Source organism: Ferruginibacter sp. SUN002, assembly GCF_050611725.1.
Classification (GTDB): Bacteria; Bacteroidota; Bacteroidia; order Chitinophagales; family Chitinophagaceae; genus Ferruginibacter.
On the sequence record NZ_JBODJB010000001.1, the window covers coordinates 228,762 to 249,032 of the forward strand.

At 36.5% G+C, this 20,271-nt stretch carries 15 protein-coding genes; 4 read left to right on the plus strand and 11 right to left on the minus strand.

What is annotated here, in order from left to right; genetic code table 11:
- The first annotated feature begins 161 nt into the window (after positions 1 to 161).
- Entirely contained in the window at positions 162 to 2,012 is a 1,851-nt protein-coding gene (locus tag ACQ33O_RS00975) for a PAS domain S-box protein (protein ID WP_430993673.1), read from the plus strand.
- A 2-nt stretch (positions 2,013 to 2,014) separates the two neighbouring features.
- Here ACQ33O_RS00975 and metG read toward each other — a convergent pair whose 3' ends face one another.
- From metG to ACQ33O_RS00990, 3 genes are all read right to left on the minus strand, one after another.
- Positions 2,015 to 4,093, minus strand: coding sequence for a methionine--tRNA ligase (gene metG, locus ACQ33O_RS00980; RefSeq protein ID WP_430993674.1), 2,079 nt, complete (start codon positions 4,091 to 4,093; stop codon positions 2,015 to 2,017).
- 265 nt (positions 4,094 to 4,358) lie between these two features.
- The gene (locus ACQ33O_RS00985; protein ID WP_430993675.1) at positions 4,359 to 6,029 is read right to left on the minus strand and encodes a hypothetical protein; all 1,671 of its coding nucleotides are present in this window, start codon (positions 6,027 to 6,029) and stop codon (positions 4,359 to 4,361) included.
- Entirely contained in the window at positions 6,016 to 6,606 is a 591-nt protein-coding gene (locus tag ACQ33O_RS00990; RefSeq protein WP_430993676.1) for an RNA polymerase sigma factor, read from the minus strand. Before ACQ33O_RS00990 ends, ACQ33O_RS00985 begins: the two co-directional genes overlap by 14 nt.
- Positions 6,607 to 6,727: 121 nt before the next feature.
- Here ACQ33O_RS00990 and ACQ33O_RS00995 point away from each other — a divergent pair, with 121 nt between their 5' ends.
- On the plus strand, positions 6,728 to 7,750 hold the full coding sequence (locus tag ACQ33O_RS00995; RefSeq protein WP_430993677.1) for a S66 peptidase family protein: 1,023 nt from the start codon (positions 6,728 to 6,730) through the stop codon (positions 7,748 to 7,750).
- Positions 7,747 to 8,652 (plus strand): S66 peptidase family protein, encoded by a 906-nt coding sequence (locus tag ACQ33O_RS01000; RefSeq protein WP_430993678.1) that lies wholly within the window; start codon positions 7,747 to 7,749, stop codon positions 8,650 to 8,652. The genes ACQ33O_RS00995 and ACQ33O_RS01000 overlap by 4 nt, the downstream gene beginning before the upstream one ends.
- On the opposite strand, the gene ACQ33O_RS01005 is transcribed toward ACQ33O_RS01000, so the two are convergent.
- The 4 genes from ACQ33O_RS01005 to ACQ33O_RS01020 form a co-directional block, all read right to left on the minus strand.
- The gene (locus tag ACQ33O_RS01005; RefSeq protein WP_430993679.1) at positions 8,641 to 9,450 is read right to left on the minus strand and encodes an alpha/beta hydrolase; all 810 of its coding nucleotides are present in this window, start codon (positions 9,448 to 9,450) and stop codon (positions 8,641 to 8,643) included. The genes ACQ33O_RS01000 and ACQ33O_RS01005 overlap by 12 nt on opposite strands.
- Complete coding sequence (locus ACQ33O_RS01010) at positions 9,447 to 10,172, minus strand: alpha/beta hydrolase (protein WP_430993680.1); 726 nt, start codon at positions 10,170 to 10,172, stop codon at positions 9,447 to 9,449. Before ACQ33O_RS01010 ends, ACQ33O_RS01005 begins: the two co-directional genes overlap by 4 nt.
- Before the next feature lie 75 nt (positions 10,173 to 10,247).
- Positions 10,248 to 11,027 (minus strand): hypothetical protein, encoded by a 780-nt coding sequence (locus ACQ33O_RS01015; RefSeq protein ID WP_430993681.1) that lies wholly within the window; start codon positions 11,025 to 11,027, stop codon positions 10,248 to 10,250.
- A 57-nt stretch (positions 11,028 to 11,084) separates the two neighbouring features.
- Positions 11,085 to 13,049, minus strand: a complete 1,965-nt coding sequence (locus ACQ33O_RS01020) for a KUP/HAK/KT family potassium transporter (protein ID WP_430993682.1) — start codon at positions 13,047 to 13,049, stop codon at positions 11,085 to 11,087.
- Positions 13,050 to 13,455: 406 nt separating this feature from the next.
- Here ACQ33O_RS01020 and ACQ33O_RS01025 point away from each other — a divergent pair, with 406 nt between their 5' ends.
- On the plus strand, positions 13,456 to 13,923 hold the full coding sequence (locus tag ACQ33O_RS01025) for a transposase (RefSeq protein WP_430993683.1): 468 nt from the start codon (positions 13,456 to 13,458) through the stop codon (positions 13,921 to 13,923).
- 120 nt (positions 13,924 to 14,043) lie between these two features.
- Here the strand turns inward: ACQ33O_RS01025 and ftsZ are convergent, their stop codons facing one another.
- From ftsZ to murC, 4 genes are read right to left on the minus strand one after another with little or no spacing between them, the layout of a single operon-like run.
- Positions 14,044 to 15,948, minus strand: coding sequence for a cell division protein FtsZ (ftsZ, locus tag ACQ33O_RS01030; RefSeq protein ID WP_430993684.1), 1,905 nt, complete (start codon positions 15,946 to 15,948; stop codon positions 14,044 to 14,046).
- Between the two features lie 43 nt (positions 15,949 to 15,991).
- Positions 15,992 to 17,443: a cell division protein FtsA gene (gene ftsA, locus ACQ33O_RS01035; RefSeq protein WP_430993685.1), complete on the minus strand. Its 1,452-nt coding sequence runs from the start codon at positions 17,441 to 17,443 to the stop codon at positions 15,992 to 15,994.
- 53 nt (positions 17,444 to 17,496) lie between these two features.
- Positions 17,497 to 18,744 carry a cell division protein FtsQ/DivIB gene (locus ACQ33O_RS01040; protein ID WP_430993686.1) on the minus strand — a complete coding sequence of 416 codons (1,248 nt, stop codon included), beginning with the start codon at positions 18,742 to 18,744 and terminating at the stop codon, positions 17,497 to 17,499.
- A gap of 42 nt (positions 18,745 to 18,786) precedes the next feature.
- Positions 18,787 to 20,244: a UDP-N-acetylmuramate--L-alanine ligase gene (gene murC, locus ACQ33O_RS01045; RefSeq protein WP_430993687.1), complete on the minus strand. Its 1,458-nt coding sequence runs from the start codon at positions 20,242 to 20,244 to the stop codon at positions 18,787 to 18,789.
- Between the last annotated feature and the right edge of the window lie 27 nt (positions 20,245 to 20,271).

Below are 20,271 nucleotides of genomic sequence, written 5' to 3' on the forward strand. Positions count from 1 at the left end.
TAATACATACTAAATCGAGTATTTCTACGTTTATTATTCAGGAAATACGAATAAAAGGCCGGATTTAATGAAACAAAAGACAAAAACAACTAAACAAGCAATCAGATAAAGTAGCCTTGTCTATTTTATTATAAATCCAATAAACCTAAAAAAACCTGAGCATGAAGAACCTTGCTAAAGCTACCCTTAGCCCCTTATCTGTTAGCTACAAATCCCCTTTAGTAGTTAGCGACCTGTTAAATGCACTGCCTGAGGCAGTTATTACAGCCGATCCTAATTTTAAAATTACCGGACTCAACCCAGTTGCCGAAGCTATTTACGGAATGCCGTTAAAAGATGCAATCGGACAATCATTGTTTGAGTTGATCAATTTTGAAATAGTTGGTTTGCCTTTACATGATGCTTTAAAAAGTCTTTTTGAACATGGTTTTTGGGCAGGGGACATTATTTTCTATACTAAAGACAAACAAAGAATATATTTTAATTCAAGGTGTACTTTAATGAAAGATGAGGCCGGAAAAGTTTCATCGATCGTTTTAGTGAATCATAATATTTCAGAAAAAATACAACAGGATCGAGAGCTTGCTCAGATCGAAAATAAATATCAAACTGTTGTTGAATCTTTATCTGAAGGTGTTATGCTGATCAATGCTGATGGGACAGTGAGCACAGCTAACAGAAGAGCAAAAGAAATTTTAGGATTAACGGATGATGAGGCAACCGGCTTAGTCGTTGCTAGTCCAAAATGGAAAGCAACAAGAGAAGATAACAGCGAATTTCCGTTAGAAGAATTTCCTGCAATTGTAACGCTTAAAACAGGTGTTGATACGAATGATACCATCATGGGTGTTGAGCAAAGCAATGGAACTAAGATCTGGTTATCGATCAACACCAGGGCCATTTATAAAGACGGACATAAATCTCCCGATGCCGTTATTTCATCTTTTAAAGATATTACCGCTATTAAAGTTGCCACTGAAAAATTACAGAAGAATGAAGTAATGTTCAGAAGCTTTATGTGCAATAGTCATAACCTTGGATGGGTATATGATAAAGACGGAAATCTTGTTTATGGTAATCCTGTTTTAATGGAAACTGTTGGACTTACACAGGATGCCATTGGTAAAAACATTTATGAAGTAACAAATCGAAGAGTGGCAGCAGCTATTCTGGATAAAAACAAAAAAGTATTAGAAACCGGAGAAGTGATCATTTCTGAAGACAGATTTGTTGACAAATTCGGTCAGACAAGATATTTTATTGCACACTATTTTCTGTTAACTTTTGGAGACGATCAAAAATTCGTAGGTGGTCATGCATTAGATATCACTGAAAGAAAAAAGATGCAGGCTGAATTAGTGAACGAACAAATACAAAGACAAAAACAAATCAATCAGGCTACATTAGAGGCTCAGGAAGAAGAAAGAGATCGTATCAGCGGCGAGTTACATGACAATGTAAATCAGTTGTTGATGAGTTCTAAATTGCATATTAATGTTGCGAAAAAAGCGACAGAAAATCAGGAAGAACTACTTGATAAAGCTACCGACTATTTAATGATGGCAATTGAAGAAATTAGAGCCTTATCAAGAACCTTGAATTCTTCCGTAGTATCTACCGTAGGTTTGGTTAGCAGCGTAAATGATATTGCAAAAAATCTGGAGCAATTGAATAATATCAAAACTTCTATCGATTTCAGTCAGGATGCAATAGACGTACTTTCTGATGAACAGCAATTAATGATCTACAGAATTGTGCAGGAGCAAAGCAATAACATTATTAAATATGCAGATGCGACAGCTACAAACTTTACATTGAAAAAAGTAAACAAGTACATTCAATTAACTATAGCAGATAATGGTAAAGGATTTGATAAAGAAAAAACCGAATTAAAAGGTATTGGTCTTATCAATATATTCAACCGTGTAGATGCTTATAATGGAAGAGTAAAAATTGAATCGACACCGGGTAATGGTGTTACACTAAAAATTATATTTCCGTTTGCAGGGTAAGCTTAGCTTACACCTGCACCCGGATTAATGATATTTTCAGGCTTTACAAAATGTAATTTGCCACTTGTATCTTCTGCCATTAAGATCATTCCATTACTCTCGATGCCTCTCATTTTACGAGGAGCCAAATTAGCAACAACCACTACTTGTTTGTTAATGATATCTTCTGGATTGAAATGTAATGCGATACCGCTGACAATCGTTCTTTTTTCAAAGCCAAGATCAACTTCCAGTTTCAACAACTTATCTGCTTTCTCAACTTTTTCTGCAGAAAGAATTGTTCCTACTTTCAAATCAATTTTTGCAAAATCATCAAATACAATTTCAGATTTCAGATTAGAGATTTCAGATTTGTTTTCTTCCATTTTCGGTGTTTCAGCTTTTACTAATCCTGCTTTTAATTTTTCAATTTGTGCGGTAATTTCTTCATCTTCTATCTTTCTGAATAATAATTGAGGTTCTCTCAAGCTATAGCCCACACTCAATAATTTTATCTTTCCTGCATTTTCCCAATCCAGCATTTTCTCTACCACTTTCATCATGCCTATCATTTTTTTAGCTGTATCCGGTAAAAATGGGTTAATGAAGATGGCAAGATTCGCTGTTAATTGCAAACACAAATGCAAACAATTATCTATCGATTTTTGAGCATCCGGATTTTGAGTTAATTGCTTTGCCACAATCCACGGCTCTTTTTCCTGCATATATTTATTGCCTGTTCTTGCAAGATCTATCACATCAAACAATGCATCTCTGAATTTATATTCTTCGAGATTATTTTGAATTTTTGTTTTTGAATGTTGAATAGCTTCAATTAGTGCTTTATCTTTTTCATCTACAATATCAGCATGTAACGGTGGGACTTTTCCGTTGCATAATTTGTGCATCAATACCCATGTACGATTTACAAAATTTCCGAAGATGCTTACCAGTTCACTATTATTTCTATCCTGAAAATCTTTCCAGGTAAAATCATTGTCTTTTGTTTCAGGAGCATTTGAACACAATACATAACGCAACACATCTTCACAGCTAGGAAAATCTTTGATATACTCATGCACCCACACAGCCCAGTTACGGCTAGTGGAAACCTTCTCTCCTTCGATATTTAAAAATTCATTGGCAGGCACATTATCCGGTAACACAAAACCACCATGCGCTTTCAGCATTGCCGGAAAAATAATGCAATGAAAAACGATATTATCTTTTCCGATAAAATGTACAAGTTTTGTATCTTCTTTACACCAGTAATCTGCCCACTGTTCTGTTAATTCTTTTGTTGCACTGATATAGCCGATAGGCGCATCAAACCAAACGTACAATACTTTTCCTTCTGCATCTGGTAACGGCACTTTAATTCCCCAATTGCTGTCTCTTGTCATGGCACGAGGCTGCAAACCACTATCCAACCAGCTTTTACATTGTCCGTATACGTTATTCTTCCACTCCTTATGCCCGTCGATGATCCATTCTTTTAACCAAGTCTCATAATTCTGCAAAGGAAAGTACCAGTGTTTGGTTTTCTTTTTTACTGGCACTGCATCACTTAATGCACTACGTGGATTGATCAATTGCTCAGGCGATAAAGAACTACCGCATTTTTCACACTGATCGCCATAAGCATTCGGGTTAGCACAAACAGGACATGTACCTGTAATATATCTATCAGCTAAAAATGTTTTAGTAGATTCATCATAATACTGCTCGGTTTCTTTTTCTTCAAACAAACCGGCATCGTACATTTTTTTGAAAAATGCTGATGCGGTTTCGTGATGAACGGGGTTTGATGTACGGGAATAGATATCGAAAGATATGCCCATTTGCTGCATACTTTCTTTGATCAACGCATGATATCTGTCTACTACTTGTTGTGGTGTAATGCCTTCTTTCATGGCACGGATGGTGATAGGCACACCATGCTCATCGCTGCCGCCTATAAATTTTACATCTTTCTTTTGAGAACGCAAATAACGTACATATATATCTGCCGGTAAATAACAGCCTGCAAGGTGCCCGATATGTACGGGGCCATTGGCATAGGGTAACGCCGCTGTAACCAAATATCTTGATGGATTATTCATTGGGTGCAAAATTACTTGAATTAAGCTCTTGTTACTTTTTTTTGCGGAAAAAAAGTAACCCCCGAAATAATCGGGGCAGGCAAAAAAGCCGCCCGAAATCGATTACGCCCCGATTTTGGGTTTGTACCCTGATTTGACTTTTGTGCTACTGTAGACTCAACTTCAGTAATTCTACATCAAGTTATAGTTCACACCTCTATTTTTACAAAAAAAAGCTGCCATAAAAATAGCAGCGATTTGTACTCTAACGTTCCGTTTACTTAGCTTATTGATCTAATTTGCACAATGAGGTTTTCAGGTCGATTGTAGATGTTTTTTCAAACTGTAATCCCGTTACTCCAGCCTCCCCCGTTACAACACTTATAATCGAATATACCGTTTCACCCGACTGGTTAATACCCATGCTGATTATTTTTACAGGTTCGCCAACAGGTATATTTGGGAATGACACTTTGTTTCCACTACAGTTACCCGTCATTATTGAATTGATCTTGTCAAAAACCAACACCGTGTAATAATTTATTGAAGTGTCGCCAAGATCTACATTATACTCAATCTTTTTTCTGCTATCAGCATAATATCTATCACAGTTGATCCATTTTAATTCGGTAATATCAACGTTATATTTATCACGAATATTTTGAACTGCATTACTCGTTTGGAGATTAAGATTGGTAAAAGTATTTGAACGCCTAAACTCCTGACGCAAAGTTTGTCTCGTTGCTGTTCCAACCAATTTGTATCTATCTGCTATGGTTTTATCCATCCAGACAGAATCACCAATACGTCTTGCAAAAGTTTCATCATAATATCTATCCGTCTGAGTGGTAAAGAAAGCCTCTCTGAAATTGGGTCTCAGCTTTACTTTATGGTAACCATATTTTGCTTTCACAATTCGTTTCAACTCTGATCTTGTCATTTTCAAACTATCTCCCAAAAGAAAATATCCGATCTCTCCTTTATTTTTTACTCTTACATGATATGGCTCATCAACAATGTTTAGCACTCTAACTTCGGTAACCCATTGGTTTCTGACAAAACTCTGGCCTCTTGGCAACCAATTGATAGATTGTTGTTTTTTATCGCCATTGAACAATTCCATATTGGTCATATTGATATGACTTGTATCGGGCATAAAAAGTGTTAACGGTTTATTGCCGGCAACCTTCACTTCTTTTCCGTTATGCGTTGCAGTTATATTGATCATGCCTCCGGTCTCTAACTGATTACCATTGCTGGTAGTACTAAGTTGATTCAGTATCATGTCAGATTTTTTGTAATACTCGATCAACCTCAATTCTATACTATCAGCACCGCCAAAGCTATTTGCAGGAATCAAGATCGATGTTCCTTCTGAGGCCGTAATAAGCGTATCTCTTTTATTATTAATAAAAAATTGCTGAGGGCTTTTTGATAGCTGACCAATAAATTGAGTAAGTAAAGTTGATTGATCCAATATTTTTTGAGGAGCAGTGATCTCATTTACGGAATCGATGAAAATATCTTCACCACCATTTCCAACATTTGTGTCATCATGTAAATTGGGTACCGGTGGCAAAACAAATAGTTTGGTATAAGCACCCAACATCGAATTGCCAGCAGTAAGCGTAACGGGTTTAACAGCAGAATCGGTTATAGATGGAGTGTCAACAGCATTGGCAGCATTCACATTATTTTCTACGTAATTAGTTTGTTTTGCTTTTTTAGTAACCGGAGCAAATTTTTGATAAGCTAAAAAACACAAAGTGATGATTGCAACCCCGGCAATTCCACCGCCTAATAATTTTCCTTTAGCATTTACTTTCATGCCGGAAGAAGGCGGCTGCAACATAGCCTGCATCTGTTGCCAATGCTCATCCATGTGGCTGAGATCGGGCAACTGCTGGCTATCCAGTTGTCTTAGCTTATTCTCAATATTGTTATTATCCTGCTGCATTTGTCTTTAGTTGGGGTTGGGATAGGTTTTCTAATTTTTGTTTCAATATTTTTTTTGCTTCACTTACATGCCACTTGCTGGTATTATCGCTGATGGATAATATCTCTCCAATTTGTTTATGTGTGAAACCATCGTACACAAACAAATTAAATACGGTTGAAGTAGTTGGTGGCAATTGAGCGATCATCTGCTGAATTTCTTTTGCCGAAACCCGATCAAAGGCTTCCGGCGACAACATCGGTTCTTCCTGGGAAACATAGGGTACGGATTCTTTGAAAATATTTTTCTTTTTACAAAAATCGATACTGCAATTGATCACAATTGTTTTGATCCATGCTAATAACTTTCCTTCATCAGTATATTTATGAATATTCTTAAACACCCTAAGCATGGCATCATTATATATAGTACCGGCTCCATCAGCATCGGGTGCATACCTGAAGCAAACCTTGATCATGTCGGGATAACAGAGCTTATATAACTCATGTTGGCTCTGCAAATTGTTGTTTTTGCATCCTTCAACCAATATGTCCAGATTATCACTCAAAAATCGTCTTTTAGTTAAAATTGGTTCCATCTGCTATATATAACTGTAGAGCGATGGAAAAGGGTTGGGTAATTTTAAAAATAAATATAACTATTTCATATGGGCTACTTCAGTAGAAAAATAATTATTTTCACTCAATCAAATTATTTGAATGAAACGTAAGTCATTTCTTGCATCTATAATCCCTTTTGGCGCCATATTAACCGATGTGGCCAAGGGAGAAGAAATGCTTGCTCCCGATAAGGTGAAGGCCATTCCTCCCTATTTACAGGAAGGGGATGTAATTGGTATTACATCTCCGGCAGGATATATTACTTTGGAAGATATACAACCGGCCGTTAAAAAATTAGAAGAATGGGGTTACAATGTAAAAGTTGGCAATACGATCGGTAAACGTGATTTCACATTTGGTGGCACAGATGAAGAACGGCTGACCGACCTGCAGGAAATGCTGGACGACCGTGACATTAAAGCAATTTTATGTGCAAGAGGCGGTTATGGGTTGGTAAGGATCATTGATACAATCAATTTTTCCGGTTTTAAAAGATCACCAAAATGGATCATTGGTTTCAGTGATGTAACAATATTACACAGTCATATCAACAGCAGTTTTAAAATTGCATCGATACATAGTAAGATGTGTAATAGTTTTCCTGAAGATTGGAGTAAGGCAGAGCAAACTCAAATAGATTCTATCAATTCTATTCAGGAATGCCTATCGGGAAAGACAATGCATTATCCTTTCACACCTAACTTAAAAAATAAAACGGGTATTGCCGAAGGGATTTTAGTTGGTGGAAATTTAAGAACCCTTGAAACCCTTGCCGGCACTAAGAGCAATCTCATCACAAAAAATAAAATATTATTTATAGAAGATACCGGTGAATATTTATACAGTATTGACAGAATGCTATGGAATTTAAAACGTACCGGTAAACTTTCTAATTTAGCAGGATTAATTATTGGTGGATTTAAAACAAAGAAAGATGATGAAGGAGAAGAGTTTGGAAAAACTTTGGAAGAGATTGTTTTGGAAAAAGTTGAAGAGTACAACTACCCTGTTGGATTTGATTTCCCTGTTGGACATCAAAAAAATAATATGGCTTTAAAATGTGGCGTGATGCATACATTATTAATTGACGCAATTGAATGCAACTTAACGGAGAAAAGATGATCAAAATTCCACCATACTTAAAGAAAGGCGACACTATTGGCATTACCTGCCCTGCCGGTTATATGGCAAAAGAAAAAGCACAAACCTGTATTGATACTTTACAAAGCTGGGGCTATCAGGTAATGGTAGGTAAAACATTAGGCAGTCAATCAAAAAATTATTTTTCGGGAGATGATGAACAACGCCGAAATGAATTACAAGCCATGCTGGATGACGATTCGATCAATGCCATTTTATGCGGACGAGGCGGTTATGGTGTAAGCAGGATCATTGATCAAATTGATCTTACAAAATTTAAAAAGAAACCAAAATGGATCATCGGTTACAGTGATATTACTGTTTTGCATTGTCATTTGAATCAAAAGTTAAAAATAGCATCCATGCATGCTCCAATGGCTGCAGCATTTAATGACGGGCCAAATGAGTTTATTCAATCCTTACAAAAAGCGATTACCGGTAAAAAAGGAAATTACAAATGCGCCGCACACGAGCTCAATAGAAAAGGTAAAGTAAGTGGTGAATTAGTTGGGGGTAATCTTGCTTTGCTGGTAAATATTATCGGAACGGCATCAGATATCAATACAAAAAATAAAATTCTATTTATTGAAGATATTGGCGAATACATTTATAGTGTTGACAGAATGATGTATCAATTAAAACGCAGCGGTAAATTAGATGATCTTGCAGGGCTGATCATCGGTGGGTTTACAGATATAAAAGATACCGAACGGCCATTCGGAAAAACTGTTTATGAAGCCATCAATGATATCGTGAAGAAGTATAATTATCCGATCTGTTTTGGCTTTCCAGTGGGGCATAGCAAAGAGAATTATGCATTGAAAGTTGGGGTTGATTACGAATTAACAATAAGCAATAAGCAGGTCAGGTTATCAGAGATCTAATAAACTATCAATTTTATTTTTAAACAAAGAAAAATTATTTAAGTTATGATGCGTTCCGTCTTCAATGGTTATAAATTCATCGGTCGGTTTTAAAACTGCTTTCAATTTTGCTGCATTCCGATAAGGTATAACTCCGTCATTAGTTCCATGAAAAATAGTAATGGGTTCACTCACTTCCTGCAAATATTCGTAAGTTGGTATTTTATACTTCGACATTCTTGTTGTTGGATAAACAGGTGCATAAGAACCAAACAAAGCCGGAATACTATAATAAGGTGTTTCTAAAATCAGGCGCTTGCATTTTTTCTGTGATGCTACATAAGCTGCAATACCTGTTCCTAAAGACTTTCCAAAGACAATGATACTATCACTTTTATATTTTGACGCAGCCATCTCATAGATAACGGCTGCCTGTTGATACATTTTTTTTTCTGTTCTATCTCCCACACTCTTTCCATAGCCCGGATAATCTTCCATCCATACTTCATAACCATGTTTGGTGAAATTGATGGCGAATTTTGCATAGCGATCAATATTATCTTTATTTCCATGAAAATAAACAACCACTCCTCTCCTAACCGAATCTTTCGGAAAAAATTTTACCATTGAGATCGTATCGGTTTTACTAAATGGAATTTTCACTTCTTCAAACGGCATATTAAATTGAAATTGATAATTACGATCCAATACTGTGGGATGAAACAAAAAATTCTCCTGCAGATAATATAAAGCGATGCCAATGACACAATAAATTATTGTGAGTACTTTCAACCATCTGAAAATTTTTGCCTTGGTCATACCTTTAGAATATCTCTTATAAAATTATGGTATTCGGGGAAAGTTGGAAGATCATTGTGTTTCCCTCCTTGTATTCGTATCAAGGTAATTTTTCTTGGGCTTAACTCTTGCAATCGTTCACTTTGACTGATCGGGATCAACCAATCTTTTGTGCCATGCAAAATATAAGTATGACAATTTACTCTTTTTATCCACTTATCTGTACGCAGATGATAACGCAAAATAAATTTCACCGGAAGTATGGGTAAAAAACGTTGTATGGTATTTTTAAAACTAAAATAGGGTGCATCCAATATCAAATAACGTGGTTTATTATCTGCTGCTATTTTGGCTGCAAAACCGCTGCCAAGGCTTCTTCCATAAACAATAATGTGATTTTCTGCAAAACGTTTTGTGAGTGATTCATATACAAACTGCATATCGTTCAGCATATCCTTCTCTGTACGCTTACCGGTACTTTTTCCGAAGCCACGATAATCAACCAACACTACATCGTATTTGTAACGATAAAAATCTCTTGCGTATTTTGCCCAACCTTTTATACTTCTGGTATTGCCATGAAAGTAAAGTATCAAACCGTGTGGCTGATCTACATAAAAATGCAGTCCGTTAATGCGTACACCGGGTTCAACATCAAAAAATAATTCCTCAAAAGGAGCATCATACTTGTATTGAAAATCCTGTTTTAATTTTTCAGGCTTGAAGATAAATTTGTCTTGCACAAAGTAAGCTATTACAGAAAGTAATACTATGCCTGCTAATATGTAAACAATGATTTGTAGCAAGTTCGTATATATTTAGTTTTTTAGCTTTTCGAAATATTTTCCGGTGAATAAGTAAGTAATAAACTTATTTGTTACTACTCCATTTTCAAGAACAACGGGGATTTTAAAAGTCCTTTTCTTTTTGTCGTAGTAAATTAATTTAACCGGACGTTCGGGCCTATTAGCGACAGAAAAGAAATCAAAAACAAAACCTACTGTATTTTGCAAACCAGTTGTTGTTTTGATGAGTTTTACCTTATCATTAAGTTTTTTCCCCTCAATCGAAAAAACTTTTATTTCATCGTACACTTCCCTGTTAGATAATATACTATGATTGATACCCAAATAATAGGTTTTCTTCCCCGCTTTCAATGTATGCAGTTCTGAATAAAAACCTGCCGGATCATCATTCTCATAAATCATTTCTTTAGCATATATTTTTTCACCATATCTGTACTGAAAAATAGTCGAGAAAAAATGCATTGTACCTCCTTCCCATGTATCCCATGAGTAAATTTTGAGCATACTATCCTCCGAATTGACAATAGTGAGACCTTCCTTTTCTAATTTTTCAAACTTGTATTTAAATGTAGAAGGGGACTCGGTAGTATATTTAAGTAAATCATTAGTAAATAGTGTATTGTATTTCCCTATGGAATCATACGAGTGAATACTATCAGAGTACTCATGATGATCTACCCAATAATTTATCTGTTTGAAATTAGCCAACAACTTCTCTTCAATAACCTCGGGCTTTTGTGCAAAAGTAAATACCGACTGAAGTAGGAATACAATACTAATACAACCTTTCATGTACAAAATTTATCAGTATGAAGCTACTTATTTTTTAAACTGCCAACAAATCGTTTCCTACTCTTCCTCGTCATCCATATATATACGGGTAAGTTTCATTTTGCTTACCGGCGCAACGATCAACGGGAATTTTTCTACCTGCACATTGCTTTGTATCAAACCAAAACCTTTTTCTTCGCTCAAAGAAATTTCTTTTATCCAGAAATATAATTTCATGATAATGCGTTCCATGAATGGTAATTCATTATCCTGCGATAAGAATTTTTCCATCACTATAAATTGGAAATCACCTACAACATTATTTCGCTGCTGACTTTCGTAACGACTCGTAACATTTACTTCTCTGTTAGCTACCAGATCTTCCACTACTTTTTTAAACATCAGGTTCAATCTTGGTGCTACTCTAAAACCTAATCTGAATTCAACACGAATGATATCATTCGGAATGATATGTTCTACATGATATTCGCAGGTATATGGATCGTCCAATGTATCCACATGCACAAACCAATAGATATCTGCTCGTTTCGGTTTACCGCTTAGTATGGAGTAAATAATTTTATGTTCAATTTCTTTTGGATAATTAGCACTGGTCAAATACACCAAATGTGTAGCATATTTCGGAACGGTTGTATCACTGCTCAATTCTTCCAGCTTAGAAATATATTCTTCCAAACGTACAAATTCAACATATCTGTTTTTGATCTTTCTTGCCCGATACCATATATACATTACTGCAAACAAAGCTCCACCAACTAGTAAAGCAATATATCCACCGTGTGGGAATTTATCCAAATTAGCAATTAAAAACCCTACTTCAATAGTTAAGAATACACCTAGGAAAGAATAAATCAATATTGCTGGTACTCTTCTAGATACCATATAGTTTGAAAACAAAATCGTAGTAGCTAGCATACACAATGTTATTGCCAATCCGTATGCTGCTCCCATTGCTCCGGATGTTTGGAAATAGATCACAATAAAACAACAACCGGAAAACAATAATGTATTGATACCGGGAATGTATAACTGCCCTTTTGCTTCACTTGGGTAATTGATTTTCATTTTAGGCCATAGATTTAACCGAATCGCTTCACTGATAAGCGTAAACGAGCCGCTGATCAAAGCTTGGCTGGCAATTATTGCCGCTGAAGTGGCAATAATTATTCCGGGAATTTGAAACCAATCCGGCATTACCCCATAAAAAGTTTTAGCATGAGAAATTTGCCCAGTATGATTTTTAAGTAACCATGCAGCTTGTCCCAGATAAGTAAGTATTAAACAAGATTTTACGAATATCCAGGAAATACGAATATTTCCTTTACCACAATGCCCTAAATCACTGTACAATGCCTCAGCACCTGTTGTACACAAAAAAACCGCTCCTAATAACCAAAAGCCTTTAGGATACTGACTCAATAATTTAACTGCATAATATGGATTGAACGCCTTAAAAACGTCCAAGCTATCTGTTATATGTGATATACCCAAGGCAGCCAGCATTAAAAACCATAAAAGCATAATTGGTCCAAAAAGTTTACCAATAGAAGCCGTGCCAAATTGCTGCATAAAAAACAAGACAACAAGTATTCCTAAAACTATATATATAATGGTGGACTGTTGGATATCAGCAAATGCTGGTCGAATTCTCAATCCCTCAATTGCTGATGCAACAGAAATTGGGGGTGTGATCATTCCATCCGCCAAAAGTGCCGCTCCACCAAGCATAGCAGGAATAACAAGCCACTTTTTTTGTCTTCGTACAAGCGTATATAGAGAGAAAATTCCGCCTTCACCTTTGTTATCAGCTTGTAATGTCAACATTACATATTTTAGAGTAGTCTGTAATGTTAGCGTCCAAATTATACAACTCAAAGAACCAACAATTAAAAGTTCATCAATTATTTTATCATGAATAATTTCGTCGAATACATACAGTGGAGATGTTCCTATATCGCCATAAATAATTCCTAAAGCAACAATTAAGCCGGCGGCTGTTACTTTGTTAACGTGTTTGCTCACTATGCGGTGTTTTTGATAAGATGGCTTTTTGTATCGATAAGTTGCATTGCTTTTACAGATACTGCATTAAGCCAATACAAATGTATATTGAAAAATAGAATGTGGGGAGATTTTTTTATTCAGTCTGATGGGAATCGGCAGACCCTTATAAAAAATGATGCAACTTCAAGTAAACTATTTACGTCTCAAAACTCAGAGACCCGGTCTGACGGTCCCCCGTCTGACCTCAAATTTAATAACCGCTAGAATTATATACATGAATTTTACTTCAGACAACTTATACCACATATACAATCAGGGCAATAACAGGCAACCAATATTTCTTAGGAATGAAGATTACTTACTCTTTTTACGGCTAACAAGAAAGTGCATTTTACCCAATTGTGAAATAATAGCTTATTGTCTTATGCCCAATCATTTTCATTTTCTAATTTATGTTGATGAGAGAGTGAATACATCAATTAAGCAAGGAGGCATTATAATTGATCCATTAACAAATGGAATAAGAAAATTGCTTAGTAGCTATGCAAGAATATTCAACAAACTGTATAACCGATCAGGTTCCTTATTCAGACAAAAAAGCAAATACAAATGCCTCTCTAAATGGGCTGTTGACATAAGTCAGACATTCAGTTTGCAGGATTACTACCGTAACTGCTTTTTCTACATACATCAAAATCCTTTGGAAGCTGCTTTGGTTAAAGATTTAGATGAATGGGACTATTCATCGTATAAAGATTATGCCGGATTAAGAAAGGGTACACTTTGCAACAAAGAGCTGGCTGTAAAATATTGCGGTTATGAATCGAATAGTTTTATCAGGTCATCAAATGAGTTAATTGAAGAAAATATTAAGAAAGAATTTCAAATGTGAATGCCTTATACTTGCGGTCAGACGGGGACCGTCAGACCGGGTTCCCAAAACAAAAAAAGCCCCTCACAATAAAGCAAGGGGCTATACAAACAAATACAAAATAGGAGAACAGATAAATATTTAATCGGGTTTTTTCCCGTCTAAGAATGTATTGATGGTGCTGATCTCAGCTTGATTGTTATCGTTGTTTTTTACGGTATAGTTGCTGTAAAAAGATTCTACGTCTGCAATGGAGTTATGCATTTCCATATTGCGGCGAAGGTAAGCCGGCACGGCCTCAAACTCATTATTCGGATCAGCTGCATTGATGTTGAAAGACAAATTACGCAGCTTCGCAATGCGTTCCATAGCCCGGCGCCTAAGCTCCTCTGTTTCGTCCTGCATTGCAGGCTCCTCAACATTGGACATCATGATGGGCTGAGTTTGTTGTACTAATGGCTGTTCCTCCGCCGCTTGATGGTCATTCTTAACCACCAGTTGCATTTCAATTACAGGTTCGTCTTCCTGTTGGTTGATCTGCAATGGGGCTGGTTGATCGATAGTTTTCTTGGATTCCTGTGTTGGTTGTTCTTCCACATAAATTCTGGAAGGCTTCACCAATCCACCTGTTGACGAAACAGGTGCGCTAGCATCTTCATTTATTTTTAATACAGTTGTTTCCTGTGTATTGACTACAGGTTTTTCGGTAGGAGTTGGTTCAGCCGGTATATCAAACTCAATTACAGGTGTTTGATCTGCGGCCGAAGATATTTCAAAAAACACCGGAGTTTCATCCATATTGTCCACAGGAGTTTTACTTAGTATTTCTACGTTCGGCGTTTCCGGATTTCTTTCTACCAATGTTGGCATGAAAATATCTTCTGCTGTTTTTTCTTCAACAATAGGTGCAATATTTTCTATAACTTTTTCTTCAACTGCTGTGTTCTCTACAACGGGTTCTGATTTTTCTTCTACAAATAATTTTGGTTGCACTGTTTCTTTTACAGGCATTGCCAATTGCATTACTATCTTATCATCTTTCGGCGCCTCTTCTTCCACCTTTGCTTTTGCAAATGGGTCTTTATGCTCAAACCCTGTAGCAATAAGAGTTATACCAATTTCACTTCCTAACGTATTATCGTACCCTAAACCTAAGATCACATCTGTATCTTCACCTGCTTGTCCCATTAAATGATTTTGAATTACTTCAACCTCGTCCATTGTAAACTCATGTTCACCTTCGGCAGAATTGATGTTGATCAATATCCATTTAGCTCCTCTGATATCGTTATCATTCAATAACGGAGAGTTCAATGCATTTTCAATTGCCAGTTGTGCTCTGTTTTCGCCTTCGGCAGATGCACTTCCTAAAATAGCAACACCACCATTGCTCATTACGGTACATACATCGGCAAAGTCAACATTGATCTGACCGGTACTATTAATTACATCTGTGATACATTTTGCAGCAGTTGCTAAAACATTATCTGCTTTTGCAAATGCTTCCTTCATTTTTAAATTGCCGAATTGATGACGCAGTTTGTCGTTGCTGATCACCAATAATGTATCAACACTTTCTTTCAATAAAGAAATACCTGCTTCTGCCTGAGCAATTCTTTTCTTTCCTTCGTATGCAAAAGGAGTAGTAACGATACCTACCGTTAGTATGCCAAGATCTTTACAAATTTTTGCAAGTATCGGGGCTCCACCGGTACCAGTACCACCACCCATACCTGCAGTGATGAAAGCCATTTTGGTATTCACTTCAAGTATGCGTTTTATTTCTTCTAAGCTTTCTTCAGTTGCCTGACGACCTATAGAAGGATTGGCACCTGCACCTAAACCTTGTGTAAGGTGCGGACCTAATTGAATTTTATTGGGCACTTTGCTTTGAGCAATGGCTTGTGCATCTGTATTACAGATGATGAAGTTTACGCCTTCGATGTTTTGCGAAAACATATGGTTTACAGCATTGCTTCCACCGCCGCCAACACCAATTACTTTGATGATGGACGATTGCTCTTTAGGCAGATCAAAATGTATCATGTGGTTAGAATTTATTGAGTTAGTAGTTAGTTAGGTTTAGTAATTATAATTGTGTATCGCCTTCTTCTTTGAACAGATCGATCAATCCTGATTTCATAGAATCCATCAATCCTTTCAAAGATTTACGTTGTTTTACTTTTATTTCTTTGATCGGTTCTGTTTGATTGTCCATTTCAACTTCAACAGTTTCAGTAGTAGCAGTTTGTTGTTTTTGCAAACCTGCAGGCACTTTTACTTCGATGAAATTTGGCTCTAATTGTCTGTTCTTGTTTTCGTAATCATTATATCCTTTCAATATTAAACCAATACAAGTACTGTACATTGGTTTTGCCAATTCATCAATATGGCCTCCTTGCAAATGTTCGTTTGGCAAACCGATACGTGCATTCAATCCCGTTACATATTCTGTTAACTGAATTAAGTGTTTCAATTGAGAACCACCACCGGTAAGGATTACACCGCCATTTAATAATTTAGTATCTAAACCAACTTGTTTTAAATGATAGGTTACAAAATCCATGATCTCACTCATACGAGCCTGAATGATGTTCGCTAAATTTTTAACGCTGATCTCTTTTGGTTGCATACCACGTAAACCCGGAATAGTAATAAATGCATTTGCTTTTGCTTCATCTGCTAAAGCACTACCAAACTGAACTTTCATTTGTTCTGCCTGAGTTTTTAAAACGCCTAAACCGTTTTTAATATCGTTGGTAATATTTTCACCACCGAATGGAATTACTGCAGTATGTTTTAAAATACCTTCATAGAAAACAGCAAGGTCTGTTGTACCACCACCGATATCAACGATCACCACGCCGGCTTCCATATCCTGATCGCACATTACGGCTGATGCTGATGCCAACGGTTGTAATACCAGATCTTTTGTGATCAATCCTGATTTTTCTACGCTGCGATTGATATTTCTGATCGCATTCTTATCTCCGGTGATGATATGAAAATTTGCTCCCACTTTTACACCACTGTAACCGATAGGGTTTGGAATGTTTTGGAAGTTATCAACGGTGAATTCCTGTGGAATAACATCAATGATCTTATCTCCTGCGGGAATGTATGTTCTGTATTGATCTGCAACAAGGCGATCGATCTCGTCCTGACGAATTTCATCTTCAACATTTTGGCGAACAATATCGCCACGAGTTTGTAAACTCTTGATATGATGACCTGCTATACCTACATATACTTCTCCAATTTCCAAATTAGGATTGGATGCATAGCAATTTTCCAAAGCTTGTTGAATGGCTTTGATGGTTTGGTCGATGTTCAACACCATGCCATGTTGTACACCATTGCTATTGGCTCTTCCGAAACCAAGTATTTCTAATTTGCCGTGTTCGTTTTTTCTACCGGCAATTGCTGCAATTTTAGTGGTCCCGATATCGAGCCCTACAATTACAGGGTTTTTGTTAACTGATTCATTGGCAACCGGAGTGCTGTTGTCAGTAGCTGTTTGTGGATTTTGTTCGTTGCTCATAATTGTATGTTTGTATTTTTTGTATGTATTGTTTTATATGTTAAGTTGTTATTTTAATAATCGTTTGCCGGTGTTGTACCAGTTTTTTTAGGAACCGCAGGTTTAACCTGCGGTTTACTAATTGGTTTTACTACGGGTTTAATTACTTTTTTATCGGTTGATTGTTTTACAATTGGTTTCGTTGTTGTTTGTTTTGTTGTTACTGTCGGAACACTCTTATCGGCTGTTGCTTTTTTAACCGGTGCCGATATTGTTGTTGCCGGTTTACCAACTACTGCTTTTAATGGCAATGGTTTTGATAAAGCCGCCGCAGGTGACACCGCATTATTTTCTGCAGCCGCAGCGGCTGCTTCTTCTGCTTCTTCACGTTCTCTCGACTGCAATATCAGATCATCATTAAATGCTCCAGGATCATTATCCGGCAACATCAACTGCATTGAATCAGCTGATTGTTTTTCTGCATTCGCAGCAATCAATTGCATCAATTGTAATGCTCTTGCCGAATCAGCTGCTATATCTTCTGCACCTTTTCTTTTTGCTACAACCTGATCTTTAAACTGCAGATTGATCTCACTGTAATAATCCCATCCTGCTTTTGTCATTGCATCTTTATAGAACAATTTCATTTTTGCCAGCTTCTCTTCTGCATTTGAAGCATCTCCAAATACGATCATTTGCTCTCCGATCTTCGGCACTAATAAAAAGGTACGCTGTACCGTTATATCTACCTGGTCGATCATCGACATAGCAAAAGAATCTTTTTGAATTGCCAGGCTTAAATTCAGTACATCTCTTAATAAGTTGCTATCAGCTTTTGATAATACCGCATTATCCGACGGAAAATTGGTGAATACCGGTAGCCTTGCTGAAAACTTTTCGCTCAATGGCAACATAGCAACAGAGTCATCAATATAAAAAGTTGAACCCGTTGTTGTAAATACTCTCGCCATTGGCTCTCTTTCTACAACATTTACCTGTAATACCTGATTATTATCAAAGAACAATTCGGCTGATTTTACCCAGATATTTTTTTTCAAATAACCTTCCATTGCTCTCAGGTTAAAGAAACTTACAGCTTTACCTTGGGGATCGCCTCCTACAAAAGTTGTGATCATGGTTCTGATATCTTTCTCATCTACAAAAGCATTATTACTTACTCCTTTTATGTAGATGTTTACCTGCGAACAATGTTTAGCATCTTTCTTCTGAATTGCTGCAACCAATAGTATAACAATGCCTATCCCTACAGAAACCCATAGTGTTAGCGTTAACCATTTTACTATTGCTTGTTTATTTATCATTTTACTTCAACCTCTAAAGCGGTTTTAGTGTTTTTAACTTTATTACTTCTTATTTTGTTCCAGTATTGCCTTTATTGGTTGAACCAACGTATCAATATCGCCTGCTCCTGCTGTTATAATCACATGCCCGTTATATCCTTCTTCTACATGAGCGTATTTTTCAAGAGAAAAATGTTTTATTAAATTCCCTTTGCTCATAACCGTTTTGTTCTCACTATGCATTCTTTCTAATATCATTTCGCTGCTCACACCTTCCATTGGTAATTCTCTGGCCGGATAGATCGGTAAAAGAATAACTTCGTCAGCCAGATCCAATACTTCTGCAAATCCATCAGCTTGGTCTTTTGTTCTGCTGTACAAATGCGGTTGAAAAACTACCGTACATTTTTTATCGCTGAACAAAGATTTGGCTCCTGTTATCAATGCCCTCAATTCTTCAGGATGATGAGCATAATCATCGATCATCACCTGCCCTTTTTCTTTTATGATATATTCGAACCTTCTTTTTATTCCTTTAAAATCTGCTACTGCCGCTCTTATTTTATCATCATCAATTTTTAAATGATGAGCTACCGCAATAGCAGCCGTAACATTTTCTATATTATGTCTGCCACCCATGTTCAACACTACACCATTCAATTGCCAGTCTTTCATTATTACATCAAACTGATAACTGCCATGATCCATTTTGATATTGGTAGAATAAACATCAGCTTCCGGGTCATCTACACCATACGTTAAATGAATTGTTCCTTTTAATTCAGCAGTTCTTTTTAAACCAAACCTGCTTAGCAACAACCCACCCGCTTTTATCTTACCCGAAAATTCAATAAATGCTTCTTCTACTTTTTCTGCAGTGCCATATATATCCAAATGATCGGGATCCATTGAACTGATGATCGCAACATCAGGACTTAATTTTAAAAAGCTTCTATCATATTCATCTGCTTCTACAACACATGTATTATTATCACTGCTCTCCGAAACAATCGGAGCAGGCCAGAAATTAGAATTATAATTCACCGCAATGCCACCCAGGAAAGCATTACAACCATAAGCACTATGTCTTAATATATGTGCTACCATTGTACTCGTAGTTGTTTTACCATGCGTACCGGCAATACATATATTAAAAGAACTGTTTGTAATAGCACCCAATACATCACTGCGTTTTACAACAGTGTAATTGTTTTGCTGATAGTAATTCAACTCTGTATGATCTTTAGGAACAGCAGGTGTATATATTACCAGTTTTGCAGTCTTGTCAATGAGCTCTATATTATCTTCGAAGTGAATCTTTATTCCTTCCGCAACTAATTGTTTTGTAAGTACTGTTTCTGTTTTATCGTAACCACTTACTAAAATGCCTTTGCTATTAAAGTATCTTGCCAAAGCACTCATTCCTATACCACCGATACCAAGGAAGTAAACACTTCTCACCCCCTCCGCCCCCTGAAGGGTGGACTGCAAAGACTCTATAATTTTATTCAACTCACTCATTTAATGAAACCGTTTCAACTTTTATTC